This is a genomic window from Aquabacterium sp., assembly GCF_035476535.1.
Lineage (GTDB): Bacteria > Pseudomonadota > Gammaproteobacteria > Burkholderiales > Burkholderiaceae_C > Pseudaquabacterium.
In genome coordinates, this window is record NZ_DATILJ010000021.1 from 13,566 (window position 1) to 39,573 (window position 26,008).

A 26,008-nucleotide genomic window follows, 5' to 3' on the forward strand; every position below is an offset into this window, starting at 1 on the left:
TTCCGCCACAGGCAGAATCTGCACGCAATGCGCCAAGCGGCACAGGACCCGAAGCAATGACCCACCTTGACCCCCGAGACGACGTTGACGTGCCCGTGCCGGCCCTCGCCCACCCCGGCGATTGCGCCTGTGCCCTGCATGCGCGCCGGCGCCTGGGCGGCGCGCTGTTCGGCGCGGGGCTGCTGGCGGCGCTGGGCACCACGCCCGCGGCCGCGGCGGTCGACCCCGACATCGCCGCCGAATGCAAGCGTTCCGGCTTCACCAAGGTGGTGTCGGCCGAGCAGATCGAACAAGCCGCCGGCCAGCAGTACGTGCAGATGCTGCAGCAGGCCGGCAACCAGCGCGCGCTGGTGAGCAAGGACCACAACCAGCTCAAGCGGCTGCGCTACATCGGCGAGCGCATCGTGCCCTTCACGCTGGGCTGCAACGAGCGCGCGCGCGATTGGCGCTGGGAGGTCAACCTGATCAACTCGTCGCAGCTGAATGCCTTCTGCATGCCCGGCGGCAAGATCGCGTTCTACGCCGGCATCCTGACCAAGCTGCAACTGGACGACGACGAGGTGGCGATGATCATGGGCCACGAGATCGCCCACGCGCTGCTGGAGCATGCCCGCGAGCGCATGGGCAAGACCGCTGCAACGCGTGGCGTGATCGAGATCGGCGCCGCGCTGCTGGGCCTGGGCAACACCGCGCGCACGGCCGCCGGCATGGGCGGGCAGTTGCTGACGCTGCGCTTTTCGCGCGACGACGAGTCCGAGGCCGATGCGCTGGGCCTGCTGCTGGCCGCCAAGGCCGGCTACAACCCACGCGCCGGCGTATCGCTGTGGAAGAAGATGATGACCGCCAGCAAGGGCGCACCGCCGGAATGGCTGTCCACGCACCCGTCCGGTACCTCGCGCATTGCCGAGATCGAAGCCCGCTTGCCGCGCGCCGAACCCTTCTACCAGCGGGCCGCCAAACCGGATCAGCGCTTCGGGCCGCCGCCGGTCAAGCCGGCGTCCTGATCCGCCAGCGCGCCGGTGTCCCTGCCATCTGCCGACGCGCTACCAGCGCGCCGGCAGGGGCCGCAGCAGCGCGACATGGCCATCGACCATCGCGATGAACTCGCCATTCTCCAGGTCCTTCATCTGCCGGCTGACCATCTCGCGCGAGCAGCCCAGGTGGTTGGCCATTTCCAGGTGCGTCAGCCGTTCGGACAGCACGCGCTGGCCGTCCGGCCCAAGGACCGCCAGCGATTCCAGCAGCAGCTTCAGCCGGCCATAGACATCGTTCAGCGCCAGCTGGCGGGTGCTGAGGGTGGCCGCCCGCGCGCGGCGGATGACCTTGGCCAGCAGTTCGAAGGCAAAGGCCGGCCGTTCGGCAATGAAGGCCTCCAGCGTGCGGCGGGTCACCACCGCGCAGGTGCTGGCCTCCAGCGTGATCACGCTGGCCGAGCGCGGGCCGCCGTCCAGGCTCATCTCGCCCAGGTATTCGCCGCGCTTGTAGTCGCCATAGATGATCTCGCGGTCGCGCTCACCGCTGCTGAAGGCGCGCAGCCGGCCGCTCAGGATGATGAACAAGGTGTCGCCGTGATCGCCTTCCTGGATCAGCAGCGTGCCCTTGCGGTAACGGCGCACGTCACCGCGCGCCACCAGCTCGCGCAGTGTCTCGGGCCATTCGGACAAGTCAAGGTTCGGGTCGATCGGCGGCATCGCGGGCGCACGGCCCAGCAATGGCCGCGCGCCCGCGATGCTACTGCGACTGCCTGCTCAGGCCTGCATCGTCCGGCGCGGCGGCTGCGCTGCCACCGGCGCGGTGTTGAAGCCCTGCAGCGCGCTCACCAGCGGGGGCAGCATCGCCACCTGGCGCACCAGCGCGCGGATGCTGGCGGTGCCGGTCTTGGCGCGGATGCTGCCGATCTGCGTGCGGATGGTCGCCAGCCCGACACCCTGGCGCTTGGCGATTTCCTGCGGCGTCAGGTCGGCGCACAGGCCCTTGACCACCGTGGTCTCGGCCATCGTCAGCGAATGCGCGCGGGCGAACCAGTCGACCGTGAGCTCTTCGCAGACCCGGCGCTTGCCCAGCACCAGCACCACGCTGTGGCGCAGCTCCGACGGCAGGGTGGGCAGCGGCACCACGGCCACGGTGATGCGCTCGCTGTCGTCGCCCAGGCGCAGCAGGCGGCGCAGCCCGCGCTGGCTGGCCCCGGCCAGCGCATCGCGCAGCACGGCGGTGTCCTGCAGCGTGCGGGCGCGCAGTTCGCTACCGATCAATTGCAGCGGGTGCTGCTCGTCCAGGTCGCGCCGCGCGGCGCGGTTGACGTGCGCCACATGGGTTTCGTCGCTCAGCAGCAGCATGCCGTAATCGACCTCGTCGACCATCTGCGCCATGCGGCGCTGCTGCAGGGCCGTAGCGGCCAGGCGGCGCTCGGGGCCGCTGTAGCTGCGGTCTCGCAGCATTTGCATCGCCGCGCCGGGATCGAAGCCCAGGCCATTGCGCGGCGAACGTTGAAGATCGAGCTGGTCCAACATGATGCGTGCCCCCGTTTCACCCCGGGACCAAGGACGCGACGCGTCGGCACCCCCGGGATGTCACTCAGCTTAGGCAGCCGTGCCGGCCGCGGGCAGTGAATCCGTCGGTGACAATTTGTGAACTAATCACATCCCGGGAACCCGGGCCGCGCGGGTTCAGGTGCCGCCGACGTAGGGGTTGCTGCGCCGCTCCCGGCCGAAACTGCTCTCCGGCCCATGGCCAGGGATGAACACCGTGTCGTCGCCCATCGGCCACAGGCGCTGGGTGATGCTGGCGATCAGCGTGGCGTGGTCGCCGCCGGGGAAATCGGTGCGACCGATGCCGCCGGCGAACAGCACGTCGCCGACGAAGGCGCGCCTGGCCTCGTCGCTGTGGAACACCACATGGCCCGGCGTGTGCCCCGGGCAGTGCCGCACGGCCAGCGTGCTGCGGCCGACCGGCACGCTGTCGCCATCGTGCAGCCAGCGCGTGGGCGTGAACATCTCGGCCGGGGCGAAGCGGAACATCTGCGCCTGCTGCGGCAGGCCGTCGATCCAGAACTGGTCGCCCGGGTGCGGGCCGATGATCGGCAGCCCGGTCTCGCGCGCCAGCGTGCCGGTGCCGCCGGCATGGTCGATGTGGGCATGGGTCAGCAGGATCTGCTTGAGCGTGATGCCCTGGCGTGCCACCTCGGCGCGGATCTTGGCCAGGTCGCCGCCAGGGTCGATCACGGCGCCTTCCATCGTTTCATCGCACCAGATGACGGAGCAGTTCTGCTGGAAGGGGGTGACCGGGATGGTGGTGTAGCGGAGCATGGGCTGCGGCAGGAAGCTGAGAGCGATGCTTCGAATTTTCAGGCAATGTGCCGAGTCGGCCCCGCAAAAAGCCTGCGAACGCCGGTCGCCCGGCCGCTTGCCGGCTTAGCCCGGCGACGAAGGCTGTCCGGCAGCCGCAATGAATTCAGACAGCACGGTGCCGAAGTCGCCCGGTGCAGGACGCGACTGCCGCACCATGGGAAGGAGGTGGTCCGCGAGCAACTCGTCGAAGGCATCCTGGTGATAGAACAGCCGACCGAACCGACCCTGGCGGTCGAAGTAGAGGAACTCATGCGCCTCACCATCGTCCATCACGCGCCAGCCGATGATGGCGTAGTTCGTGTTCAAGGCATCGACGCTCGGCCGATCCAGGCCTTCTTGGCTGTCGGGATCGAATTCGAAGCGGTCATTGCCCCACGCCCGTAGCACCATGTGCACAAGGCCCATCGATCGCAGGGCATCCCATTGACCGGCCGGCAGTTCCGAGGCGCGCAACAAGTCGGCGGGGGCGTGAATCACCGCATCTTGCAGCCGCCCGCCGCCGCGAAAGCCAGCTGCGGTCCGATAGAAGCTCAGCAACGCGGCTGGCAGCGGCACCGGGCAGATGGCCTGCAGACGGACCAGGTCGTGCTCGACGGCGGGCTGGCCAAGCCACGCCAGGCTGGCGTATCTGGCGACGTGCTCCTCCAGCGTTTCGCTGTCGTCGCCACGGGCCTTCAGATACGCGTGATAGTCGCGTCGTTCACGCAATTCAAGCGCATTCGCGCGCTCTGCCTGCACACGCAGAAGTTCGATGATGTCCATGTCCTTAGCCGTCAACGGGGCACTGCCCGGTCGGTCCAGCCGCTGATCGACCAGAGGCGTGGCCGCACCTCGCGCAGGGAGGTGATGCACACGGTGCCCGCCGGCGTCGTCACTTCGCAGGTGTTCATCGGCTGATCATGCCGGGGGCAGTTCGGCCTGCACAGGTGGCTGAAACGCTCGGAACAAATGCGACGTCGGCGGGTCAGGCGGTTTCGTGACAACGACAGCACGACCCAACCCGGCCGGCGCATGGCGATGGTTTCAGGCGCCGGCCGCGAACTCGCGGAGCGGCCTGCGGTGGCCCGTAAGATGCCCGCCATGACATCGATTCCGACGCTGACCAACGACGAGGCCGACCTGCCCGAGGCCCTGCACGAAGCCCGCCTGTGGCGCGACAACGGCTGGACCGCCCGCGTCATCAAGAACGAAGACGACGACGGCTGGGCAGTGGAGATGATCAAGCAGGGCGAGGCCGAGCCGGCGCTGGTCGGCCCCTGGACCATGGGCCGCGACAAGAAGAACCCCAAGCCGCTGGACACCGCGGCCTTCAACACGCTGGTGAAGACCGCCTCGGAAGTGTTGCGCCGGCATGAGCAGCAGCGCGACGCCCTGCTGCACAAGAGCCTCTACGTGATGGCAGAGGCGGGCCGCATCACGGTGACGCTGGACATCGTGCCCGACGAGGACGAGCCGCATGCCTTCCTGGCCGCGACGGATGCGGACGGCGAAGCGCTGGCGCGCGTGCGCGTGCCCGCCGGCTTCAAGCTCAGCCCGACCAGCGCCGCCGCCTGGATCGCCAACGAGTTCCGCAAGCCGGGCTAAGCCGCCGGGCCGGCTCCGCGGCGGATCTCGCGCTGCATGAAGAGGTAGAGCCCCTCCACCTTCTCGCGCGCCCAGGGCGTCTTGCGCAGGAACTTCAGCGTCGACGCAATGCTCGGCTCATGGCTGAAGCAGCGCAACGGAATGCGCTCGGCCAGGCCCGGCCAGCCGAAGTGCGCCACCAGCGCGCTGACGATGGCCTCCAGCGTCAACCCATGCAGGGGGTTGCGCGGCTGGGCGGGCGGGGTCGTCGGCGTGGACATGCCCCGATTCTGGCGGCTGCCCAGCCGCACTTCGTCGACTTTCATCGCCCCGTCCGCTAGCGCGGGGTTCGGTTCGGCGCATCATGTCGCCCTTGACACTGCTCACCCGTTTGTTCCCATGAGTAACCTGATCGTGCATGGCGGCCGCCCCTTGCGAGGCACCGTCGCCCCCTCGGCCAACAAGAATGCCGTGCTGCCGGTGCTGTGCGCCACCTTGCTGACCGATGAACCGGTGGTGCTGCACCGCGTGCCGGACATCACCGACGTGCGCAAGCTGCTGGACTTCTTTCGCACGCTGGGCTCCCAGGTGGAGATGGACTTCGCCAGCGGCACGCTGAAGCTGCACCACCGCAGCGGCCTGGCCGATGCCGAGGCGCGGCTGCCGGCGGGCATGCGTTCGTCGATCATGCTGGTGCCGGCGATGCTGCACCGCTTCGGCCGCGTGAGGCTGGAGGACGATGTCACCGGCTGCACGCTGGGCGTGCGCGAGGTCGACCCGCACATCGAAGTCTTCCGCACCTTCGGCGCGCGGGTGGAACTGGAGCCCGGCGCGGTGACGATCTTCGCGCCGCAGCACTTCACCGCCACCGACCACTGGCTGGAATACGCCTCGGTCACCACCACCGAGAATTTCGTGCTCTGCGCGGTGGCCGCACGCGGCCGCTCGCACCTGACCAATGCCGCCTGCGAGCCGCATGTGCAGGAGTTCTGCAACGTCCTGGCGCTGATGGGTGCGCACATCCTGGGCATCGGCGGCTCGCAATTGCAGGTGGACGGTGTCGACGCGCTGGGCGGCGCCGAATACACCTTTGCCGACGACTTCCACGAGGTGGCCACCTTCCTGGCGATGAGCGCGATCACCGGCGGCGACGTGGCGGTGCGCAACGGCGCCGCGGCGCAGTTTCCGCTGCTGGACCGCACCTTCGCCAAGTTCGGCGTCGAAGTCAGCCACCGCGACGGGTTCAGCCGCGCCCAGGTCAGCGGCCCGCTGAAGGTGCGCACACCCTTCACCGCCAACATCCTGCAGAAGGTGGAGGCCGCGCCCTGGCCCTATGTGCCGGCCGATCTGCTGCCGATCTTCGTCGCTTTAGGCGTGCGCGCCGAGGGCTCGGTGATGTACTGGAACAAGGTCTACGAAGGCGCGCTGGGCTGGAGCTCGGAGCTGGGTAAATTCGGCGCGCATGCCGTGCTGTGCGACCCGCACCGGCTGATCATCTACGGCGGCAAGCCGCTGATCCCGGCCACGGTCGAGAGCCCGTACATCATCCGCGTCGCCATTGCGCTGTTCATGCTGGCCGCCAGCATCGACGGCCGCTCGACGATCCTCAACGCACTGCCGATCCGGCGCGCGCACCCGCGCTTCGTCGAGAATCTGAACGCGCTGGGGGCGTCGGTGGAGTGGGTGGTCGGCGACTGAGCTGGCGCCGGCCCAATTCGCTAGATCGGCACCCAGGGCTCGAACGCGATGCCCGTCTGCGCCAGCCCCACCAGGTCGATGTGGCTGGTGTTGAGTTCGAGGTCCGCCGCCAGCACGGTCAGTGCGCCCACCGTCATGCCGCCGTCGAGCCAGGCGATCACCGGCGCGGCTTCTTCGGCCGTCGGCGCGGCGCCGAACAGGTTGGTCCACAGCAGGCTCACGATGTCGGCATGGCTGGTCTTGCCGGTGGCGGACACGGCCAGCGCGGCCAAGTCCTGGTAGCTCATGCCATCGTCCAGGTAGGACAGGCCGATGCCGACGAAGCGCTGGTTGGCCAGCGAGGCCACGCCGAACACCGCGCCCAGCAGCTTGGCGGTCTGGCCGGCATGGCCGTCCAGGTCCAGTGCCAGGTGGCTGTCGCTGAACTGCAGGCGCTCGATGTCGGGCAGCGTGTCGGAGCCGGCGGCGTCGGGCTTCTCGATGCTGTAATCGCCGGGGCGCTGCAGCGTGTAGACGCTGCGCGGCAGCGCGTAGACGGCGGTGTCGATGCCGTTGCCGCCATCGAGCGTATCGTTGCCTGGTGTGCTGATCAGCGTGTCCTTGCCATCGCTGCCATCCAGCGTGTTGTCGCTGTTGCTGCCGCTCAGCGTGTCGTTGAACACGCTGCCGGTGGCGTCCTCGATGTTGCGCAGCACATCGCTGCCCAGGCCGCCGGTGGCGGTGCCGGCGCCCAGGTCGACCACCACGGCGAAGGCCGCGCTGTAGTAGGCCACGGCATCGACGCCGCCCAGCCCGTCGATGGTGTCGTCGCCGCCGTTACCTTCCAGGTGGTCGCGGCCGGCGCCGCCGGTGATGCTGTCGTTGCCATCGTCGCCGAGGAAGTTGGCGCCCTCGTCATTGCCGATGTAGACGTCGTTGAAGCTGGAGCCGAAGATCAGCTCGATGCCGGTGAAGGTGTCGGACCCGGCGCCGCCGGTGGCCGTGCCGGTGCGCAGGTCGATCGTCACGCCGGCGGGGGCGTTGGAGTAGTAGAGGTGGTCGTAGTCTTCGCCACCATCGAGGGTGTCGTTGCCGGCGCCACTGAAAAGGGCGTCGTCGCCGCTGCCGCCGCGCAGCGTGTCGTGACCGCCGCCCGTCACCAGCAGGTCGCTGCCGGCCAGGCCTTCGATCAGCTCGTTCTGAGCCGTGCCGGTGAGGTTGTCGTCGCCGGCGCTACCGGTGATCGTCGCGGTGGGGGTGACGGCCTCGGCCGCTTCGCTCGTCGCGCGGCGCAAGTCGGCCTGCAGGCTGCGGATGTGTTGGGGGTGCAAACTCATGGTGGTGTCCTCCTGGAACCGTGAGTGTGCGCGTCGCACGGCAGGCCCGGCAGCCAGGCCCCCTAAGTGCCGCCCGACGGCGGCCGACACGGGAGGCCCTATGTCGCCGCCGCCATAGGCCAACGCGCAACAGCCGGCGTGCAGCGGGCGCGAGGCTGCCGTAGGCTTGCACGCATCGAGATCCGGCGCCGCCGCGATCCCTTTGTTGCCGAGGATCAGATGCTCGCCAGAACCCTGTGTGCCGCAGCGGCGCTGATGCTGTGTGCCGCGGCCGATGCCTGCCCCACCGACCCGGCGCCCCGCGCAGCCGGTATCGTGCTGAGCATTCAGCCGGCCGGCCGGCCCGCGCGGCCGTTCAGCGCGGCGGACCTGGCGGCGCTGCCGCAGACCACGCTGACGCAGCGGCAAAGCGTGTCATCGACCGGCGGCACCGCCACCGAGCGCAGCCTCAGCTACGGTGGTGTGCTGCTGCGCGATGCACTGACGACGTCGGGTTTCGATGCGACGACCGATCGCAGCGCACGGACCGCGGTGATCGAGGCCGTCGCCACCGATGGCTACCGCGCAGTGTTCAGCTGGGGCGAGCTGTTCAACAACCCGGTGGGCGAGCAGGTGCTGGTCATCACCACGCTGGACGGCAAGCCGCTGGATGCGGCTGCCGGGCCGGTGGCACTGCGTTCGCTGGCCGATCTGCGGCCGGGGCCGCGGCATGTGCGCAATCTCTGTGCGCTGCTGGTGCGGGGCCTGTAGCGCACGCCGCCTACTGCGGCACGAAGCCCGTCGCCTTGATGATGCGCGCCCAGGTCGCCGTGTAGGCCCGCTCGCGCTGGCCCAGCTGGTCCGGGCTCATGTGGCCGACGCTGAGGCCCATCGCGGTGAGCCGCTCGTGCACCGCGGGTTTGGCCAGCACCTTGGCCAGCGCGGCCGAGAAGCCGTCGATCGCCGCACGCGGCGTGCCGGCGGGTGCGAACAAGCCGTAGTACGGCACGTCCTCGAAGCCGGCCAGGCCGAGTTCGGCAAAGGTCGGCACCTCCGGCATCACCAACTGGCGTGCGCCGCCTAACACACCAACGACGCGTAGCTTGCCGGCGCGGTGGTTCTCGATGAAGTCGGGGATGCTGCCGACGCCGGCGGCGATCTGGTTGCCCAGCATGTCGGCCATCATCGGGGCGCTGCCGCGGTAGGGCGCGGCGACGAGGTCGAGCTTGTACTTCTCGGCGATCAGCTTGACCAGGAACTCCGGCACCGAGGCCGGCGCCGGCACGCCGACCGCGCCCTTGCCGCCCTGGCCGCGCAGCCAGGCCACGTAGTCGTTGAACGATTTCGCCGGCGTGCCGCCCGAGACCGCGAAGGCGTTGACGAAAGTGGCGAAGCCGGCCGCCGGCACGAAGTCGTGCGCGGGGTCGAAGCCGGGCGTCTTCACCACCTGCGGCAGGATCGAAATGCTGTGGTCATGGCTGAGGAACAGCGTGCTGCCGTCGGGCGCCGCGGCCTTCAGCGCCTGCGCCGCCAGCTGGCCGCCGGCGCCGGGCTTGTTCTCGACGATCACGGTGGCGCCGCCGAGTTCATCCTTCAGCGCCTCGGCCAGGATGCGGGCGATGGCGTCGGTGCCACCGCCGGGCGGAAAGCCGACCAGGATGCGCAGCGTGCGGCCGCTTTGCGCGCGGGGCAGCCCGACCGTGGCCAGCAGACCCGCGGCGGCGCCGGCACGCAGCAGCGTGCGACGCGGGAAGTGAAGAGCAGTCATGGGCGTTCGCGGCACGCGCGGTGGTGGTCCAGCGCGCAAGCTTACAAGAGCCCGCCGGGCCGGTGGCAAGCGCGCTGCGGCGTGGGCCCGCCGCCTAGAATCGTCGCCTACTCACAGATCGGTCAGCCATGGGCGCGCAGTGGAAGGCAAAACACAAGGACCTGGCCGCCAGCGCCAAGAGCAGGCTGTTCGGCAAGCTGGCCAAGGACATCATGATCGCCGCGCGCCATGGCGCCGACCCGGCGGCCAACGCCCGGCTGCGCATGGTGGTGGAGCAGGCGCGCAAGGTCTCGATGCCGCGCGACACGCTGGAGCGCGCGATCAAGAAAGGCGCCGGCCTGACCGGTGAGGCCGTGCACTTCGAGCATGCGATGTACGAAGGCTTCGCGCCGCACCGCGTGCCCGTGATGGTGGAATGCCTGACCGACAACGTGAACCGCGCCGCGTCCGACATGCGCGTGCTGTTCCGCAAGGGCCAGCTGGGCACGTCCGGCTCGGTGTCCTGGGACTTCGAGCATGTCGGCATGATCGAGGCCGAGCCGGCCACTGCCGGCGCCGACCCCGAACTGGCCGCCATCGAAGCCGGCGCGCAGGACTTCGAGCCCGCCGACGACGGCGTCACGCTGTTCCTGACCGACCCCGCCGACCTCGACCTGGTCAGCCGCGCGCTGCCGGCGCAGGGCTTCACGGTGCTGTCGGCCAAGCTGGGCTACCGGCCGAAGAACCCGATCGACCCGGCGAGCTTGAGCGCCGAGCAACTCGACGAAGTTGAAAGTTTCCTCGCCGCGCTGGATGCGAACGAAGACGTGCAGAACGTCTTTGCCGGCCTGCAAGGCTGAGCCCGCGAACGAAAGCAGATGCCCATGACCGACACCCCCTCGACACCCCCCGAAGCGACCGCCCCGCCGCCGCTGCCCGACCGCCTGTCGAGCGACCCACGCAGCCCGTTCCACGTGGCCGCCGTGTTCGAACAGGATGTCGGCATCAGCTTCAACGGCAAGGAGCGCCACGATGTCGAGGAATACTGCATCAGCGAAGGCTGGATCAAGGTGCCGGCCGGCAAGACCAAGGACCGCAAGGGCCAGCCGCTGATGCTCAAGCTGAAGGGCACGGTGACGGCGTTCTACCGCTGAGCGGCGGGCCGGGCCCGGCGACCCCACGGCGCGGGAAACTGCGGAGCAGCGAAGCGGTCGTGCCGACCTAGCATGCACGCAGCCCCGGCGCTGCCGGGTCCTGGAGCCCACCGATGCATCACCCCGTCATCCGCCGCCGCACGCTGGTTGCGGCCCTCGCCGGCGGCGCCGTGCCGGCCGCGCTGTTCGCGCAAGCCGGTTACCCCAACCGGGCCATCGAGCTGATCGTGCCGGCTGGTGCCGGCGGCGGCACCGATGTGCTGGCCCGGGCCTTCGCCGAGGCGGCCAAGAAGCACCTGCCGCAGCCGGTCACCGTGGTCAACCGGCCGGGTGCCTCGGGCATGATCGGCCACGGCGAGCTGATCAACGCCAAGCCCGATGGCTACAAGCTGGCCATCGTCTTCGCCGAGATCGTGATCGTGCCGCACCTGGGCCTGAGCAAGCTCTCCTACGAGGACTTCACGCCGATCGCCCGGCTCAATGCCGACCCGGCGGCGATCACCGTGCGCGCGGACGCGCCATGGAACACGATCGAGGAATTCCTCGCCGCCAGCCGCGCCAGGCCGGGCGAGATCAAGATGGGCAATTCCGGCCCGGGCTCGATCTGGCACCTGGCCCACGCCGCGCTGGAAGACAAGGTCGGCGTGAAGTACAACCCGATCCCGTTCAGCGGCGCGGCGCCGGCAGTGCTGGCGCTGATGGGCGGCCATGTGGACGCGGTGGCCGTCAGCCCCGGCGAGGTGGCCACGCACGTGGCCGGCGGCAAGCTGAAGACGCTGGCGGTGATGGCCGATCAGCGGCTGAAGGGCTTCGACCGCGTGCCGACCCTGAAGGAACGCGGCATCGACCTGGCCATCGGCACCTGGCGCGGGCTGGCCGCGCCCAAGGGCACGCCGCCGGAGGTGATCGCGGTGCTCGTCGAGGCCACCCGCAAGTCGGCCGACGAAGCGGTGCTGAAAGAAGCGCTGGACCGGCTGAGCATGGGCCAGTCCTACGCCGAGGCGGAAACCTTCCGCGCCGGCATGAAGCGGGACAACGAGGTCTTCAAGCAACTGGTGACCAAGCTCGGCATCAAGGGCTGAGGCCGGCCTTTTGGGGCGCGGCCGCAGGCTACAGTGCGCGCCATGGCATATGAACTGCATTACTGGCCGACGATCCAAGGTCGCGGCGAATTCGTGCGGCTGGCGCTGGAAGCCGCGGGCGCGCCCTACATCGACGTGGCGCGGGGTGCGGAAGCCGCCGGTCAAGGCCTGCCGGCGATGCTGCGCCTGATGAAGGACCGCACGCAGCCGCACCCGCCCTTTGCGCCGCCCTTCCTGAAAGACGGCGCGGTGCTGGTGGGCCAGACCGCCGCGATCCTGCACTACCTGGGACCGACGCTGAAGCTGGTGCCGCGCAACGCGCAGCTGCAGGTGTGGACGCAGCAGATCCAGCTGACCATTGCCGACATGGTGACCGAGGCGCACGACACCCACCATCCCATCGACACCGGCCTGTACTACGAAGACCAGCAGCCCGAGGCGCTGCGCCGCGCCCAGGCTTTCTGCCGCGCGCGTCTGCCGAAGTTCCTGCAGTGGTTCGAGCAGATCATCGTGCGCAACCCGGCCGGCCCGCGCCACCTGGTCGGCGGCAAGCTGAGCTACGCCGACCTGTCGCTGTTCCAGCTGGTCGAGGGCCTGCGCTACGCGTTTCCGAAGGCCGCCGCCGGCGCGCTGGCGAAGACACCCGGCGTGGTGCAACTGCACGACCGTGTGACGGCGCTGCCCAAGGTCGCCGCCTATTTGCGCAGCGAGCGCCGCATCCCGTTCAACGAGCAGGGCATCTTCCGCTGCTACCCGGCGCTGGACCTCGCGTAGCGCCCCGGCGCCGGCCGGTCAGCGCAACACCGGCAGCGCCGCCACGCGCGCTTCGATCTCGGCCAGCAGGCGCTGATAACCGGCGCCGCCGATGCCGCCATAACGCGCCAGGAACTCGGCCTCGGGCAAGGACTCGGGCAGGTCGCTGGCGGCGGGCATCCAGTCGGCTTCCTGCGCGCCGGCCGCCAGCCGGGCCTGCAGCCGCAGCGGTTCACGCACCGCCCGCTCGCCGAAGCGGGTGCCGGCCAGGTCGGCCGCCAGGTCGTTGAAGCTGAAGCCGCTGCCGCCCTGGCGCGCATCGGCCAGCTCCTTCCACAGGCCCACCGCATCGGCCAGCGGCGTGCCGGACTCGGCGGCGATGAGCGCCGAGATCAGGAAGTGCAGCGGCAGGTCATGGCGCTGCTGCAGCGTGACGTGCAAAGGGCGCGGCCGCGGCCAGCCGTAGGCCGCCGGCACCACCAGGCCCAGCGGGCGGTGGTTGGCGTAGAAGGTCAAGGTCAGCAGCGCGGCGCGGTTCTCGGCGGCGGCATCGCCGCTGGCCGTGCTGCCGGCCGCACTGGCCGCCGCGCTGCGCTCGGCGGCCAGCGCCATCAGCGGCGGCAGCAGGCGGGCCATCGAGACTTCATTGCCGCTCACTTCATTCGCCAGCATAGCCAACCGGTCGCTGTAGGCGCGCAGCCGCTGCTGGTCCATCGGCGCCACCAGCGCGGCGCGCAGGCGGTTCAGCGTGTCCGGGCCGAGCCGGTAGCTGATCATCAGGCGGCCGCTGCTGATGCTGACGCGTTCGATCCAGTCGACGGCCAGCAGCGCATCGGTCTGCACGCCGCGGCGTTCGGCGACGGCGCGCAGCACCGGCAGGGCCCAGCTGGCGGGCAGGGGCAGGCGGCCGACGCGCAGGCGCTCGACCACCGGCAGCTCGCCGATCTGCAGCAGCGTCAGCTCGATGTTCAGCCAGGCACCCAGCGGCGCAGCCACGCTGGCTTGCAGCAGCATGCGGCCGGTGTGCAGCCGCACCTGCGTGTCCGCACGCAACCAGCGTCGTGCGGCCTGGTAGACCAGCAGGTCGACGTCGCGCTCGCTCAGCGGCACCCGGCGCAGCTGGCCGATGGCGGCGCGGCGCGGGTCGTGCAGCCGTGCCACGGCCACCGCCCGGTCGATGTCGGCCGGCGACACGTCGTCGCGGCGCGCCACCTGCGGCGCGCTATCGATGGCCAGCCACAGCGCCGCCAGCAGGGCCACGCCGGGCGCCACCAGCAGCGCCACGAGCAGCCAGTGCACCAGCCCGTGCGCGGCGCGGCTCACACGCTGCGAGTCGCCGTCCACGGCCCGGCCAGCCGCCTGCCGCCGACCGCATGAAAGCCGGCCAGGCGGACTTGCGGCAGCGACTTGTGCCCGAGCACCGGTGTCCAGCCGGCGTCCAGCAGCTGCGCGATCTGGCGTTCGGTGAGCAGCTGCTCGGTGCTGCGGTAGGCCACGGTATCGCCGTCGGCATCGACCTCGAAATAGCCGGCGATGTCGTCCAGGCTCAGCAGCTGGCCGGGTTCTTCGTCCAGGCCGATCTCGCGCGCATGCTGGCCCAGCAGCACCGCGGCCAGCAGCGAGGCATGGCCCCACAACAACTCCGGCCCGGTCCCTTGCGCGGCACACTCCTCGAAGGCGAAGCGCTCGATCGTCTCGGTGCGCCTGCCATAGGGCGCACGCAGCAGGAAGCGCGGCACGGTGAGGCCGATGTACGCCGCGGCCGGCAGCTTGCGCAGTGCGGCCCAGGCCTCGGCGGTGCGCTGCGGCAGCGTCTTCTCGTCGAAGCCGATGACGTCGGCGCCGATCGACGCGATGAACGGGGCCTGCGCCTTGGCGGCAATGCCGGCCATGCGGCCCAGCAGCTCGGCATGCGCGGGCGTCATCTCGAAGCCATAGAGGCCGACCAGCAGCGAAGGTGGACCCAGCCGCGCATCCTGCATCGGCCGTTCGACCAGCAGGCGGTAGAGGCCGGTGGCTTCCAGGCTGTCGGTGGCGCTCAGGTCGGCGGCGAATTCCTCGGCGCTGATGTCGTAGACCTGCAGGATCAGCGTCGCGTCGGTTTCGCAGCGCCGCACGATGAAGTCCAGCGAGCGCCAGGCCGCTTCCAGGCATTGCACGTCGGGATGATGCAGCACGGCCCGCATGCTGCCGGACAGCGCCGCATCCACCACCGCGGTCAGCGCCGCGGCATCGGGTGAGGACGCCGGCAGCAGGTGCGGCTTCATCACCTCCTTCAGCATGGCCTCCAGCGGGCTGGGCGGTGGCGGCGGACTCGGCGGCAGGCCGAGCAGGCGCGCGAAGTCGGCCAGCTCGGCGTCGATGCGCAGCGCCTCGCCTCGGCCGCGCGGGGCCACCGGCGGCGGCAGGTCGATGCCGGCGGCAGCGCCCCATTCGCGCACTTCGGCCGCCGCGGCGACCGAGCTGGCCGGGTTGTTCAGGCGCTTGCGCAGCACGGCCAGTTCATCGAACACCGGCAGCTGGTCGTACAGCGCATCGGGGTGCAAGTCGTCCAGCGAGGCCAGCTTGAACTCCACCACGCCGCCGGCGCCCAAGGGAATGCTCAGCCGCGCCGCGAACGAGGCGATCACGGCGTCCAGCGTGTCCGGGTCCAGGCGCTTGGCCTTGCACTGCGCCAGCTCGTCGCTGCTGCGGTGCTCGCCGCGGTTGGCGCGGCCGGAGAAATCGCCCAGCAGCACGATGCGGCAGACATCGTCTTCACGCGGCTGCGCAGCGGGCCGGTTGGCCGAAACCCGACCGAAGTTGAACGAGAAGGTCATGGCGGCGCTTCCTTCCTGGGGAGTGAGCGCCGAGTGTGCCACCCGGCCGCGGGCCTGTGTCGGCACTGCCGGCAGCGGCCCCGCGCTCAGGCCGGCGTGGTCTCGAACAGCCGCCGGACCCGCGGCTCGGCGGCTTGCGGCGCGCTGCCGATCACGGCCCGCAGTGCCGCGGCATCGAGCGCTGGATGCAGGGCCGTGGCGCGTTCAACGATCTCGTCGGCCAGCTCGGTGAGCATCACCGCATTGCGCCGCATGCGCGCGCGAAAACCCGCTTCGTCCAGCGTGTCGGCCAGGCTGGCGTTCAGTTCGGCAAACCACGGCAGGCTGGCCTGGTCGAGCATTTGCGCCGGGTTGCGCTTGGCGCTGAGTTGGCCCCAGGCGCGCAGCAAGGCTTGCACCTCGACATTCAGGTGCTGGCAGCGAGCCAGCTCATCCTTCAGCGCCGACAGCGTGCGCAGATCGGTCAGCCGCTGGTGCACGAAGAGCTGGCTCAGCACGCCCCAGTAGTAGCTGTAGTCCCAGATCACCTTGACCGGCAGCACCTCGGGCTCGCCGAACAGCGCGTACTGGTCCTGGTACATCGCCAGCGTGCTCTCGTAGAAGCTGTGGTACAGCTGGTCATAAATCCCGGCATGAGCGTCCACGGCCTGGCCCGCCTGGTCGCGTGCGATCAGATCGGTGATGAAGGTGTTGGCAATCGCGATGAAATCGCTGCCCGGCGAATAGAACGGGTCGAGGAACAGCCCGGCCTCGCCGGTCAGCGCCCAGCGCTGGCCGGAGAAGACCTGCTTGCAGCCGTAGGAGAAGTGCTTGAAGAAGGCAAAGTCCTGCAGCTTGTCGCGCTGGCCGTCGAGTGCGTCGTACAGGCGCGGCTGCCAGGTCTTGAACCAGTCCATCGCCTTGTCGAAGCTGTTCATCGTCTCCAGCGCATGGTGGCGCGGGTCGGCGACGATGCCCACCGAGTGCGAGCCCGAGGACAGCGGGATCAGCCAGGCCCAGTAACCGGCGCCGACCAGGTGATTCGTCGAGCGCCAGCGCTCGGGCGGCGTGCACAGGTTCTGCCAGGCGGGGTCGCCGCACCAGTCGTCGATCTTGATGCGCTCGGCAATGCGGAACCAGATGGCGTGGCACCCGTGATCGTTGGGCTGGGCCAGCCCCAGCTTGCCCTTGATCAGCCCGGCGCGGCCGCAGGCGTCGATGACCCAGCGCGCCTGGACGTGATGCGCTTCGTCGCCGCGCCGCCACTCCACCTGGTGGAGAGCCTGGCCCTCGGCCAGTGTCAGCCGCGTCACGCGTGCCGCATCGCTGAAGCGGATGCCGCGCGACTGCGCTTCTTCGCCGAGGAAGTTCTCGAAGATGCCGCGGTCGATCTGGTAGCTGGGCACCGCGAGCAAGCGGCTGGCGCCGATTTCGGTGACCTGATCGATGTCGCGCCGGCCTTCGCTGAAGAAGAAGCGGAAGCCGAATTTCTTGATCTGGCGTTGCTCGAAGTGCCGGCGCAGGCCCAGCACCTCGGCAAAGTAGTGCGCGCCCAGTTCGACGGTGGATTCGCCCACCTTGTGCGCGGCTTCGGGCACCGGGTGGCTGCGGCGCTCGAGCACCAGGATGTGCATCGCCGGGAAGCGCTGGCGCAGTTGCAGCGCCAGCGTCAGGCCGGCGAGGCCGCCGCCCATGATCAGCACATCGCAGGATTCGGCGGGTTGAGCACGGGATTGCATCGGCCGATCTCCTGCGGAGTGGACGCTTCAGGATCGCAAGCGCAGAGCGAGTGACTGCCTCGACGATAAGGGCAAACACTGCCAATCCATGTAACCCCGTGCCAAGGCCTCGAAGAAGGGCAGGGCATCGGCCAGCGCATTGCCGGCCAGGGCCTGCGCCGCGGGCGACACCAGAGGAGCGGCCGGCGCTCCGGGTTCGGCCGGCTGCAAGGCCCAGTCGAAGCCGGCGACGCTGCTGCCGCCGACTTTCGGCGATAGCACCAACGCCACCGCGAGCAGACTCTCGCTGCGTGTCACCGAGGCCAGCGCACCGACCACCTGCACGTCGTAGCCGACCAGCAGCACCGGCCGCTCATCGGCCGCGCATTGGGTGGCCGCGGCCAGCAGGCCGTTGGCGAAGCTGTGCTCGAAAGCCGTCAGCGCGGTGCTGGCTTCATGGCAGCCCACGCCCATGGTCCAGTAGCCGGCGCCGGCGTTGTGCACCGAGTTGTGGAACTTGGTCGGCGAGATCTGGGTCGGCGTGCTGGCCAGCATGCTGCACAGGTGGTCGTTGATGGCCAGGTCGCCATGCGCCGAGACGAACACGCTGGGCAGGGTCTTCGGGTCGTGGCCCGAGGCCGACACCGCGGCGCTGGCCACTTCGAGCGCCAGCGCCACGGTGTCCGGCGCGCGGCGGCGCTCGGCCGCAGGCAGCAGCAACGGCGACGGGCGTCTGGCCGGCGGCTCCAGCGGCGCGGCCTCGTCGCGCATCGCCGCGCGCGCGATGTCCCAGCCCGGCAGCGTCGGCGCCCAGAAGGCGATGCCGTCGATATGGAGCGTTCTCATGGGCGCGCTCCGGTATCGCCACCGCCCAGTATCAGCACGCAGTTGTTGCCGCCGAAGCCGAAGGAGTTGTTCAGCGCATGGCGCACCACGCCTTGTTCGGCGGCCAGCCGGATCTGCGGGCCGCACATCGCATCCAGCGTGCGGCTGTGCGCGGTGCCGGGCTTGCAGCCGGTTTCCAGCGCCAGCAGGCAGACGGCTGCCTCGACGATGCCGGCCGCGCCCAGCGTGTGGCCGGTGACGCCCTTGGTCGAGCTGGCATGCACGCCAGGGCCGAAACGCCGCGCCAGCAGTGCGGCTTCGACCTCGTCGTTCTTCTGGCTGGCCGTGCCGTGCAGGTTGATGTAGTCGATGTGCTCGCAGCGCAGGCCGGCGCGGGCCAGCGCGTCGTCCAGCGCCCGCTCGGCACCCACGCCATCCGGGTGCGGCGTGGACATGTGGTGGGCATCGCTGGCTTCGCCATAACCCAGCAGCTGCAGCGGACCGGGTCCGCGCTCGACCAGCGCAAAGCCCGCGGCTTCGCCAAGGCTGATGCCGCGACGCTCGGCATCGAAGGGCCGGCAGGGATCGGGCGACACCAACTCCAGCGAGTTGAAGCCAAACAGCACGCTGCCGCACAGGGTGTCGACGCCGCCGACGATGGCTGCGTCGGCCAGGCCCAGGCGGATCAGCCGTTCGGCATCGGCAAAGGCCTTGGCACTGGACGAGCAGGCGGTGGACACCGTGATGCAGGGCCCGGCCAGGTCCAGCGCTTCCTGCACGAACAGCGCCAGCGAATGCGGCGTGTGCAGCCGCGGCAGCCGCATCCCGGGCGGGAAATGGCCCTGGGCGTCCAGCGAGCGGTAGGCCAGTTCGGTGGCGCCGATGCTGGACGTGGAGGTGCCCAGCACCAGCGCGATGCGTGCGGCGCCATGGCGTTCACGCGCCTCCAGCGCCTGCTGCAGGAAACCGTCGGCCTGCAGCCCCAGCCAGGCCAGACGATTGTTGCGGCAGTCCCAGTGCTGCCAGCGCGCTGGCAGCGCCAGGTCTTCGAGGCCGTCGACACGACCGATCCAGGTGCTCAGCGGGCTGTCGCCGAAATCATTGGCCCGCAGGCCGCTGCGGCCATCGGCCAAAGCGGCACGCAAGGCGGCCAGCCCGGGGCCGACGGCGGTGGTGGCGGTGTAGGCGCTGATGCGCAGGGGGGTGATGCGAGGCGGCACGGTGCGGGCGAGTGTAGGTGCTGGCCCGCAACTTGCTCAACTTCTGCCATGCACAACACCTTCATCCGGGTGGCGGAAGTCTGGGAACCCAGTGCCGACGGCGCGCTGCTCGAACTGGCGGGTGGCTTGTACGGCGCGGCGCCGGCCTTCGGCGCGCTGAGCCAGGGCCTGTGCTTCGGCCGCGCCGAAGGGCTGCCCGGCCATGCCTGGGACGAGGGCCGGCCGATCCTGCTGGAGCGCTTCGAGCACTCGTTCTTCCGCCGCACCGCGGCGGCCCAGGCAGCCGGCCTGGGCTGCGCGCTGGCACTACCGGTGTTCATCGACGAACGGCTGACCTGCGTGGTGGTGCTGCTGTGCGGCGAGGCCGCGACGCACCAGGGCGCGATCGAGTTGTGGCACAACGACCCACGGCTGAGCGGCGACCTTGCACTGAAAGAGGGCTATTTCGGCAAGGACGCGAAGCAGCTTGAAACCTTGTCAAGAGATGCCTGGCTGCCGCGCGGCTCGGGCCTGCCGGGCCAGGCCTGGCAGCGTGAGGCTGTTGTGTTCATGGACCAGCTTGAAGGCCAGGCGCGCTTTCTGCGCGCCCAGACCGCCGCGGCCGCCGGCATCGTGCGCGCGCTGGCGCTGCCCTGCTCGGGGCGCGGGCGCGAGAACTGGGTGCTGAGCCTGCTGTCGTCCAGCAGCACGCCGATCGCCCGGCGCGTGGAAAGCTGGCTGCCCGACGCCGCCGGCAAGACCCTGCAGCGCGGCTTCGGCCATTGCGAAAGCGCCGGCGCGCTGCCCGGCGGCGGTGAATTGACGCTGCAGAGCGGCGGCGCCGGCGGCGTGATCGGCCTGGCCCATGCGCATGGGCGCGCCGGCGTGCTGGCCCAGCTGGCCGCCGCCCCGTCGGAGCTGGCCGGCGAGATCCAGCGGGCCGGGCTGAGCAGCATGCTGGCCGTGCCGGTGGTGGCCGAGGGCGTGGTCAGCGAAGTGCTGGCGCTGTATTTCTGAGTGCGCGCCGGCCGGCTCGGCGCCGGCGGCCTCGGCGTCAAGCCTCGGCCGGAATCATCGCAGCGCGTGACGCTCCCGGGGCCGTGCTCGGCAGCGGAGCCGGAAGCATGCTGCCGGGGTCCAGGTGCGCCCGCATCGCCGCCAGGACCGGTTCGGCATGGGTGATCGGGCCCAGATGGCCGGCACCGGCTATCACGCGGCCCTGGGCTTGCGGCAAAGCCTGCAGCAACAGTTCGGTGACGCGGCGCGCCGGGGCGCGCGTGTTGCTGCCCTGCAGCAGCAGCACCGGCATCTGCAGCCGCCGCAGCTGGCGCAGGTGCCAGGTGGCGGCGAACAAGGCCTCGAAGTGCCGCGGCACGGTGGCGATGCGGTGAAGTACTGTGGCCTGCTGCGCTTCGTTCATGCCGCCCCAGGCCCTCGGGCCGCCCCAGTAGCCGACGAACACGCGTGCCGCATCGGCCAGCGCACCGGCCTTGACCAGCGCGCCCACCGACAGCGCGATGTCGACGATCTCGTGGCGCACCGGGTACTCGCCGGCGGTGGCCGGCAGCAGGCCGAAGACCACGGGTTCGTACAGCGTCAGCGAACGCACACGCTGCGGCTGGCGCATCGCGACACGCAGCGCCACCGCCGCGCCGTAGGAATGGCCGACCAGGTGCACGCCGCGCGACGGCTCATCGCCATCGTCCAGGCCCTGCATCAGGGCCAGCACCGTCGCGGCGTCGACATCCAGCGTGTTCGGTGCGTCAGCCGGCCAGGCCGGGCTGCGGCCATGGCCGTAGAGGTCCAGCGCCAGGGCCTGCCAGCGCGGCGTCAGCGCCTGCACCAGCGGCCGCCATTGCGCCTGGCTGCCGGTGGACGAATGCAGGCAGATCACGGTGTCGGCACGGCCGAGGCAATGATCGGCCAGGGCCAGGGCGGAGGGGGTAGGGGCATGCACGGCAGGGCTCCTTGACAACGGATGCCCGGAGCATGCGGCGCGGCGGTTTCAAGCCGATATCGCCGCGGCCACGCCAGGTTTCATTGGTTTCGTCGCGGCCGCGGCAAAACCGCGCAGGCGCTCACGCCGATGCGGTGACGGCCTCGACGATCACTGGCGGCGCTGCCGGCGCCGCGTCGGCGAGGCGCAGCAGGCCACCCAGCGTGGCCAGCGCGGCCAACGCGGCGTCTTCGCTGCCCGCGTGCACGCGCAGCAGCGGCTGGCCGGCGCGCACCGCCGTGCCCAGCGGCAGCACGGCGTCCAGGCCCACCCGGGCATCGACGGCATCGCTGGCCAGCCGCCGGCCGCCGCCGAGCGCCACGACCACCAGGCCGATGCCGCGCGTGTCCGTTGCCGCGAGCACGCCGTCGCGCGGCGCGAGCAGCTCACGCTGCACCGGCGCGGCGGGCAGCTGGCGGCCGGCCGCGAACACATCGGCCGGGCCACCGAGGCCGGCGACCATGCGCGCAAAGTGCTCGGCCGCGCGGCCGCTGGTCAGCGCCGCCATGGCCTGGGCCTGCGCCTGGTCCAGGTCGGGCGCCAGGCCGGCCAGTCGCAGCATGCGCGCGGCCAGCGCGATCGTCACGTCCACCAGACGCGGCTCCCGGTCGCTGCCATCGAGAAAATCCAGCGCCTCGCGAAGCTCCAGCGCATTGCCGGCGGTGCGGCCCAGCACCTGGTTCATGTCGGTGATCAGTGCTTCAGTGGGCAGCCCGGCGGCCTGCGCCACCTGCACCAGGCTGGTGGCCAGCGCACGGGCGTCGTCCAGCGTCGCGGCAAACGCACCATTGCCGCACTTGACATCGATGACCAGCGACTGCAGCCCGGCCGCCAGCTTCTTGCTCAGGATGCTGGCGGTGATCAGCGGCAGCGATTCCACCGTGGCGGTGACATCGCGCACCGCATACAGCCGCCGGTCGGCCGGCGCGATGCGCGCGCTGGCGCCGATGATCGCGCAGCCGCTGTCGCGCAGCACGCGCAGCAGTTGCTCGCGCGGCGGGTCGATGCGGTAGCCGGGCAGCGCCTGCAGCTTGTCCAGCGTGCCGCCGGTATGACCGAGGCCGCGGCCCGAGATCATCGGCACCACGCCGCCGCAGGCCGCGACGATGGGCGCCAGCATCAGGCTGACCTTGTCGCCGACACCGCCGGTGGAATGCTTGTCGAGCACCGGGCCCTTGAACTGCGCGTCCTGCCACTGCAGCACCTCGCCCGAGCGCAGCATCGCGCGGGTCAGCGCCACCACCTCGTCGCGCTGCATGCCGCGCAACAGGATGGCCATCGCCAGTGCGGCAACCTGGCCTTCGCTCCAGCTGGCATCGACGATGCCGTGCACGAAGGCATCGATCTGCGCGGCACTCAGCGCACCGCCATCGCGTTTGCTGCGGATGATTTCAGCGGCAAGCATCGGGGCGGACCCTCAACGGCGCACGACGGCGTCGCCCGGTTCGTAGTCGCTCAGCTTCAGCGGGCTGCGCTTGGCGATGTATGCGCGCAGCACGTCGGCATCGACAAAGCCGGAATCGACATAGCCGGGGTGGCCGTTCAGCTTCGGATACCCATCGCCACCGGTGGCGGTGAAGTTGGTGATGGCCAGGCGGTAACTGCGCTGCGGATCGATAGTCTGGCCGGCGATGCGGGCCTGCTTCAGCTGGTTGCCCTCGATCTGCATCTGCAGGCCGGCGGTCTGCGGGAAGGCGCCGGAGCCCGGTGTCATGCGTGCCGCGGCTTCGAGAAAGCGCTGCAGTTCGTCGCCCTTCATCTGCACCACCGCGACGGTGTTGCCAAAGGGCTGCACCTTCAGCACATCGCGGTAGCTGATGTTGCCGGCGGGCAGCGAATCGCGCACGCCGCCGGAATTGATCAGCGCCAGATCGGCGCCGGTGCGGTCCATCATCGCGCGGGCCACCAGCACGCCCAGGTTGGTCGGCTGTTTGCGCACACGATCGCGGTCGCCGTCGAGCACACCGTCGGCCGAGCCCACCGGCGCCGACAACCGGGCCTGGCCGTTGTCCTGGAAAGGCTTCAGGAAGGCGCGCAGCTCGGCATCTTCGCCGATGGCCTCGGTGGCCAGCAGCTTCTTGCCGTCGGCGCCGCGCACTTTCATGTTGATCGGGATCAGCGTGTACTTGATCAGCCTGATCTCGCCGCCGGATAACTCGAAATCAGCGCGGCCGACGTACTTGCCCCATTCATGGGCCTGCACGATCCAGGCGCCGTTCTGGCGATCGGGCGCGCAGGGCGTGCCGGGCACATAGGCGTCGTTGCGCTTGTTCTCGGCCAGCATGCACACGGGATTCTGGCTGTGGCCGCCGACGATCAGGTCCAGGCCCTTCACTGCCCGCGCCATCTCGACATCGCCCGGCGCATTGACGCCGTGCTGGCCGTCGGTGTAGTGGCCCATGTGGGTGGTGGCGATCACCATGTCGGCCCGGCCGCGCAGTTCGGGCACCAGCTTCGCGGCTTCTTCGGCGGGTTTGCGGAACTCGATGCCGCGGATGTTGTCGGGCAGCACCATCTTCTGCGTGTCGTCGGTGGTCAGGCCCATCACGGCGATCTTGTAGCCGCCGCGTTCGAACACCTGGTAGGCCGGAAACATGCGTTGGCCGTCGCGGTAGATGTTGGCCGCGAGCATTGGGAAGCTGAGCCAGCTGCGCTGCTTGGCCAGCACCGCGGGCGACTTGTCGAACTCGTGGTTGCCGACCGCCATCGCGTCGTAGCCGATGCGGTTCATGCCCTGGAAATCGGGCTCGGCATCCTGCAGGTCGGACTCGGGCACGCCGGTGTTGACGTCGCCGCCATCGAGCAGCAGCGAGTGGCCGCCGCTGGCCTTGACCTCGGCGCGCAGGCGGTCTATCAGCGTCTTGCGCGCGGCCATGCCGTATTCACCATCGCCATTCGGCCAGAAGCGGCCATGGTGGTCGTTGGTGTGCAGGATGGTCAGCTTCAGCGGCGCGCGCGGCGCCTGCGTGGCGCAGCTGGCCAGCAACGCCAGCGCGACCAGCGCGGCGCTCAACATCACGGGGTGACGACGGTTCATGCGGAGCCTCTTCGTTGGGGGGCGATGCGAATGTGCAGCATGCCATGGCACGGCCATGGCGGTGGGCTACAGCACCAGCGCGGGAATGATGGCCTGCAGCGCGCGCGCTGCCGTCTCGCGCGTGGCCTCGGCCGTGTGCAGTGTGTGGGCATGGCTCAGCACCTCGGCCTCCATGCCGCAACCCATGTTGGTCAGCATCGACAGGCCCAGCACCCTCAGCCCGGCATGGCGCGCGAGGATGGTTTCGGGCACCGTGCTCATGCCCACCGCCTGCGCGCCCAGGCGCTGCAGCATGCGGATCTCGGCCGGTGTTTCGAACTGCGGGCCCAGCAGCCAGGCATAGATGCCTTCGTGCAGCGCGATGCCGGCAGCGGCCGCTGCCGCGTGAGCCTGCGCGCGCAGCGCCGGGTCGTAGGCGTCCGCCATGTTGACGAAGCGTTCGTTGCCCGGCTCGCCATGCAGCGGTGTGCGCTGCACCAGGTTCAGGTGGTCGTTGATCAGCATCAGCGAGCCCGGGCGCATGGCGCTGTCCAGGCTGCCGGCCGCATTGGTCAGCAGCACGGTGCCGCAGCCGATGGCGGCCAGCGTGCGGATCACGCCCTTCATCGCCGCGGCATCGCCGGTTTCGTAGACATGCTTGCGGCCGCGCAGCAGAGCCACTTCACGACCACCAATAGCACCCAAACGCAGCGTCCCGGCATGGCCGGCGACGCTGAGCGCGGGGAAGGCGCCCAGTTCGGCGAAGGGGATGTCGATCGCCTGTTCGACGGCCTCCGAAATGCCGTCCCAGCCCGAGCCCAGCACCACCGCGATGGCCGGCGTGCGGCCGGTGGCGCGAATGCGGTCAGCGCTGGCTGTGATGGCTTGTTCGAGGTTCATGGCGGGGGGCTCCGTTGCAGGCGGGTGGGCAGGGGTGTGACAGGGCAAGGCGGATGAACAGCGCAGCGGCGGCTCAGCCGCGCCGGCGGGCAGCGGTGGCGGACGACGGTGCCGCCGCCACCTCCAGCTTCAAGCCCTTGAACTGCGTTCGCATCGTCGGGCTCGGTGCGCCGCCGACGATGATGCGCGAGAAGCGTGCCAGCGGGCTGAAGAAGGCCGGGCGCAGCCGGCCGAGCTTGCTGTCGTCGACGACCAGGAAGCTTTCGGCCGCACTGGCGATCGCCGCCTGCTTGACCGGCACCTCGTGGAAGTTGGCGCAGCTGGCACCGCGCTCGGCATGCACGCCGCCGGCCGAGATGAAGGCTTTGTTGACGCCCAGGCGCCGCAGGTAGGCCACCGCCTCGTCCGACGAAAAGCTGGCCGACGACGCGTGGTACAGGCCGCCCAGCAGCATCAGCTGCGTGTTCGGCCGGCGGCTCAAGATCGTCGCGATGTTCAGCGAGTAACACACGACGTTCAGGGCGATGTCCGGCGGCAGCGCTTCGGCGAGGTGCGGCATCGTCGTGCCGCAGTCGATGAACAGGCTGTCGCCGGCCTGCACCTGCTCGGCGGCGCGCCGGCAGGCCAGCCGCTTGTGAGGCGCGTGCTGGTCGGCCTCTTCGTCCAGCGTATAGCGCGCCGCCGCCGGCGCCAGTGCTGCGACAACGTAGCCGCCCAGGCAACTCAGCGGCGCCTCGGGCCCCGCCAAGTCGCGCCGGATGGTCATCGCCGAGACCTGCAGCGCCTCGGCGGCGTGCGCCAGCGGCAGCGCACCCCGGGCCGCAAACAGGGTTTGCAGCTGGCGCCAGCGGGCTTCGCGCGCGGCAGTGCCGGACAAGGTGGACATGGCGGTGGGTGAACCCGGCGTGTTACGCAGA

Annotated in this window: 26 protein-coding genes; 9 read left to right on the forward strand and 17 right to left on the reverse strand. The window is 70.2% G+C overall.

All coding sequences use genetic code 11. The features are described from left to right. Positions 1-56: 56 nt before the first annotated feature. Positions 57-1,004: a M48 family metallopeptidase gene (locus VLK61_RS02615; RefSeq protein WP_325417991.1), complete on the forward strand. Its 948-nt coding sequence runs from the start codon at positions 57-59 to the stop codon at positions 1,002-1,004. A gap of 39 nt (positions 1,005-1,043) precedes the next feature. Here the strand turns inward: VLK61_RS02615 and VLK61_RS02620 are convergent, their stop codons facing one another. The 4 genes from VLK61_RS02620 to VLK61_RS02635 form a co-directional block, all read right to left on the reverse strand. Then, positions 1,044-1,664 carry a Crp/Fnr family transcriptional regulator gene (locus VLK61_RS02620; protein ID WP_325417993.1) on the reverse strand — a complete coding sequence of 207 codons (621 nt, stop codon included), beginning with the start codon at positions 1,662-1,664 and terminating at the stop codon, positions 1,044-1,046. An 84-nt stretch (positions 1,665-1,748) separates the two neighbouring features. Beyond that, entirely contained in the window at positions 1,749-2,510 is a 762-nt protein-coding gene (locus VLK61_RS02625) for a helix-turn-helix transcriptional regulator (RefSeq protein WP_325417995.1), read from the reverse strand. Positions 2,511-2,666: 156 nt separating this feature from the next. Then, on the reverse strand, positions 2,667-3,305 hold the full coding sequence (locus VLK61_RS02630) for an MBL fold metallo-hydrolase (RefSeq protein WP_325417997.1): 639 nt from the start codon (positions 3,303-3,305) through the stop codon (positions 2,667-2,669). A gap of 105 nt (positions 3,306-3,410) precedes the next feature. Continuing rightward, positions 3,411-4,109, reverse strand: a complete 699-nt coding sequence (locus VLK61_RS02635) for a hypothetical protein (protein ID WP_325417999.1) — start codon at positions 4,107-4,109, stop codon at positions 3,411-3,413. A 318-nt stretch (positions 4,110-4,427) separates the two neighbouring features. Here VLK61_RS02635 and VLK61_RS02640 point away from each other — a divergent pair, with 318 nt between their 5' ends. Continuing rightward, entirely contained in the window at positions 4,428-4,931 is a 504-nt protein-coding gene (locus tag VLK61_RS02640) for a hypothetical protein (RefSeq protein ID WP_325418001.1), read from the forward strand. Here VLK61_RS02640 and VLK61_RS02645 read toward each other — a convergent pair. After that, positions 4,928-5,191 (reverse strand): VF530 family protein, encoded by a 264-nt coding sequence (locus VLK61_RS02645; protein ID WP_325418058.1) that lies wholly within the window; start codon positions 5,189-5,191, stop codon positions 4,928-4,930. The two genes, VLK61_RS02640 and VLK61_RS02645, sit on opposite strands and share 4 nt — an antisense overlap. A gap of 118 nt (positions 5,192-5,309) precedes the next feature. On the opposite strand from VLK61_RS02645, the gene VLK61_RS02650 reads away from it, so the two are divergent. Next, on the forward strand, positions 5,310-6,608 hold the full coding sequence (locus VLK61_RS02650; protein ID WP_325418003.1) for a UDP-N-acetylglucosamine 1-carboxyvinyltransferase: 1,299 nt from the start codon (positions 5,310-5,312) through the stop codon (positions 6,606-6,608). Between the two features lie 20 nt (positions 6,609-6,628). Here VLK61_RS02650 and VLK61_RS02655 read toward each other — a convergent pair whose 3' ends face one another. Continuing rightward, on the reverse strand, positions 6,629-7,924 hold the full coding sequence (locus VLK61_RS02655; protein WP_325418005.1) for a calcium-binding protein: 1,296 nt from the start codon (positions 7,922-7,924) through the stop codon (positions 6,629-6,631). A gap of 219 nt (positions 7,925-8,143) precedes the next feature. On the opposite strand from VLK61_RS02655, the gene VLK61_RS02660 reads away from it, so the two are divergent. Then, positions 8,144-8,674, forward strand: a complete 531-nt coding sequence (locus tag VLK61_RS02660) for a hypothetical protein (RefSeq protein WP_325418007.1) — start codon at positions 8,144-8,146, stop codon at positions 8,672-8,674. A gap of 10 nt (positions 8,675-8,684) precedes the next feature. Here VLK61_RS02660 and VLK61_RS02665 read toward each other — a convergent pair whose 3' ends face one another. Continuing rightward, positions 8,685-9,671: a Bug family tripartite tricarboxylate transporter substrate binding protein gene (locus VLK61_RS02665; protein WP_325418008.1), complete on the reverse strand. Its 987-nt coding sequence runs from the start codon at positions 9,669-9,671 to the stop codon at positions 8,685-8,687. Between the two features lie 128 nt (positions 9,672-9,799). On the opposite strand from VLK61_RS02665, the gene VLK61_RS02670 reads away from it, so the two are divergent. The 4 genes from VLK61_RS02670 to VLK61_RS02685 all read left to right on the forward strand — a co-directional run bounded on the left by VLK61_RS02670 (position 9,800) and on the right by VLK61_RS02685 (position 12,660). Beyond that, positions 9,800-10,510, forward strand: coding sequence for a YebC/PmpR family DNA-binding transcriptional regulator (locus VLK61_RS02670; RefSeq protein WP_325418009.1), 711 nt, complete (start codon positions 9,800-9,802; stop codon positions 10,508-10,510). Between the two features lie 24 nt (positions 10,511-10,534). Then, positions 10,535-10,804 (forward strand): DUF3297 family protein, encoded by a 270-nt coding sequence (locus VLK61_RS02675; RefSeq protein ID WP_325418010.1) that lies wholly within the window; start codon positions 10,535-10,537, stop codon positions 10,802-10,804. Between the two features lie 113 nt (positions 10,805-10,917). Continuing rightward, entirely contained in the window at positions 10,918-11,886 is a 969-nt protein-coding gene (locus tag VLK61_RS02680; protein WP_325418012.1) for a Bug family tripartite tricarboxylate transporter substrate binding protein, read from the forward strand. Between the two features lie 42 nt (positions 11,887-11,928). Continuing rightward, positions 11,929-12,660: a glutathione S-transferase gene (locus tag VLK61_RS02685; protein ID WP_325418014.1), complete on the forward strand. Its 732-nt coding sequence runs from the start codon at positions 11,929-11,931 to the stop codon at positions 12,658-12,660. Positions 12,661-12,678: 18 nt separating this feature from the next. Here VLK61_RS02685 and VLK61_RS02690 read toward each other — a convergent pair whose 3' ends face one another. The 5 genes from VLK61_RS02690 to VLK61_RS02710 all read right to left on the reverse strand — a co-directional run bounded on the left by VLK61_RS02690 (position 12,679) and on the right by VLK61_RS02710 (position 19,200). Then, a complete protein-coding gene (locus VLK61_RS02690; protein WP_325418016.1) occupies positions 12,679-13,983 on the reverse strand; it encodes a hypothetical protein in 1,305 nt (434 codons plus the stop codon). Then, on the reverse strand, positions 13,959-15,458 hold the full coding sequence (locus VLK61_RS02695) for a type VI secretion system contractile sheath domain-containing protein (protein WP_325418018.1): 1,500 nt from the start codon (positions 15,456-15,458) through the stop codon (positions 13,959-13,961). Before VLK61_RS02695 ends, VLK61_RS02690 begins: the two co-directional genes overlap by 25 nt. Before the next feature lie 86 nt (positions 15,459-15,544). Next, on the reverse strand, positions 15,545-17,176 hold the full coding sequence (locus VLK61_RS02700; protein WP_325418020.1) for an NAD(P)/FAD-dependent oxidoreductase: 1,632 nt from the start codon (positions 17,174-17,176) through the stop codon (positions 15,545-15,547). 27 nt (positions 17,177-17,203) lie between these two features. Continuing rightward, positions 17,204-18,001: a beta-ketoacyl synthase chain length factor gene (locus tag VLK61_RS02705; RefSeq protein ID WP_325418022.1), complete on the reverse strand. Its 798-nt coding sequence runs from the start codon at positions 17,999-18,001 to the stop codon at positions 17,204-17,206. Beyond that, positions 17,998-19,200, reverse strand: coding sequence for a beta-ketoacyl-[acyl-carrier-protein] synthase family protein (locus VLK61_RS02710; protein ID WP_325418024.1), 1,203 nt, complete (start codon positions 19,198-19,200; stop codon positions 17,998-18,000). The genes VLK61_RS02705 and VLK61_RS02710 overlap by 4 nt, the downstream gene beginning before the upstream one ends. Before the next feature lie 48 nt (positions 19,201-19,248). Between VLK61_RS02710 and VLK61_RS02715 the strand changes: the two genes are divergently transcribed. Next, positions 19,249-20,196 carry a GAF domain-containing protein gene (locus VLK61_RS02715; RefSeq protein WP_325418026.1) on the forward strand — a complete coding sequence of 316 codons (948 nt, stop codon included), beginning with the start codon at positions 19,249-19,251 and terminating at the stop codon, positions 20,194-20,196. A gap of 37 nt (positions 20,197-20,233) precedes the next feature. Here VLK61_RS02715 and VLK61_RS02720 read toward each other — a convergent pair whose 3' ends face one another. The 5 genes from VLK61_RS02720 to VLK61_RS02740 form a co-directional block, all read right to left on the reverse strand. Beyond that, on the reverse strand, positions 20,234-21,136 hold the full coding sequence (locus VLK61_RS02720; RefSeq protein ID WP_325418028.1) for an alpha/beta fold hydrolase: 903 nt from the start codon (positions 21,134-21,136) through the stop codon (positions 20,234-20,236). Positions 21,137-21,257: 121 nt separating this feature from the next. Next, a complete protein-coding gene (deoA, locus tag VLK61_RS02725) occupies positions 21,258-22,580 on the reverse strand; it encodes a thymidine phosphorylase (protein ID WP_325418030.1) in 1,323 nt (440 codons plus the stop codon). 12 nt (positions 22,581-22,592) lie between these two features. Next, positions 22,593-24,212, reverse strand: coding sequence for a bifunctional UDP-sugar hydrolase/5'-nucleotidase UshA (gene ushA, locus VLK61_RS02730; protein ID WP_325418033.1), 1,620 nt, complete (start codon positions 24,210-24,212; stop codon positions 22,593-22,595). Positions 24,213-24,278: 66 nt separating this feature from the next. Beyond that, positions 24,279-25,091, reverse strand: coding sequence for a purine-nucleoside phosphorylase (locus VLK61_RS02735; RefSeq protein ID WP_325418035.1), 813 nt, complete (start codon positions 25,089-25,091; stop codon positions 24,279-24,281). A gap of 73 nt (positions 25,092-25,164) precedes the next feature. Then, on the reverse strand, positions 25,165-25,977 hold the full coding sequence (locus VLK61_RS02740) for a DeoR/GlpR family DNA-binding transcription regulator (protein WP_325418037.1): 813 nt from the start codon (positions 25,975-25,977) through the stop codon (positions 25,165-25,167). Between the last annotated feature and the right edge of the window lie 31 nt (positions 25,978-26,008).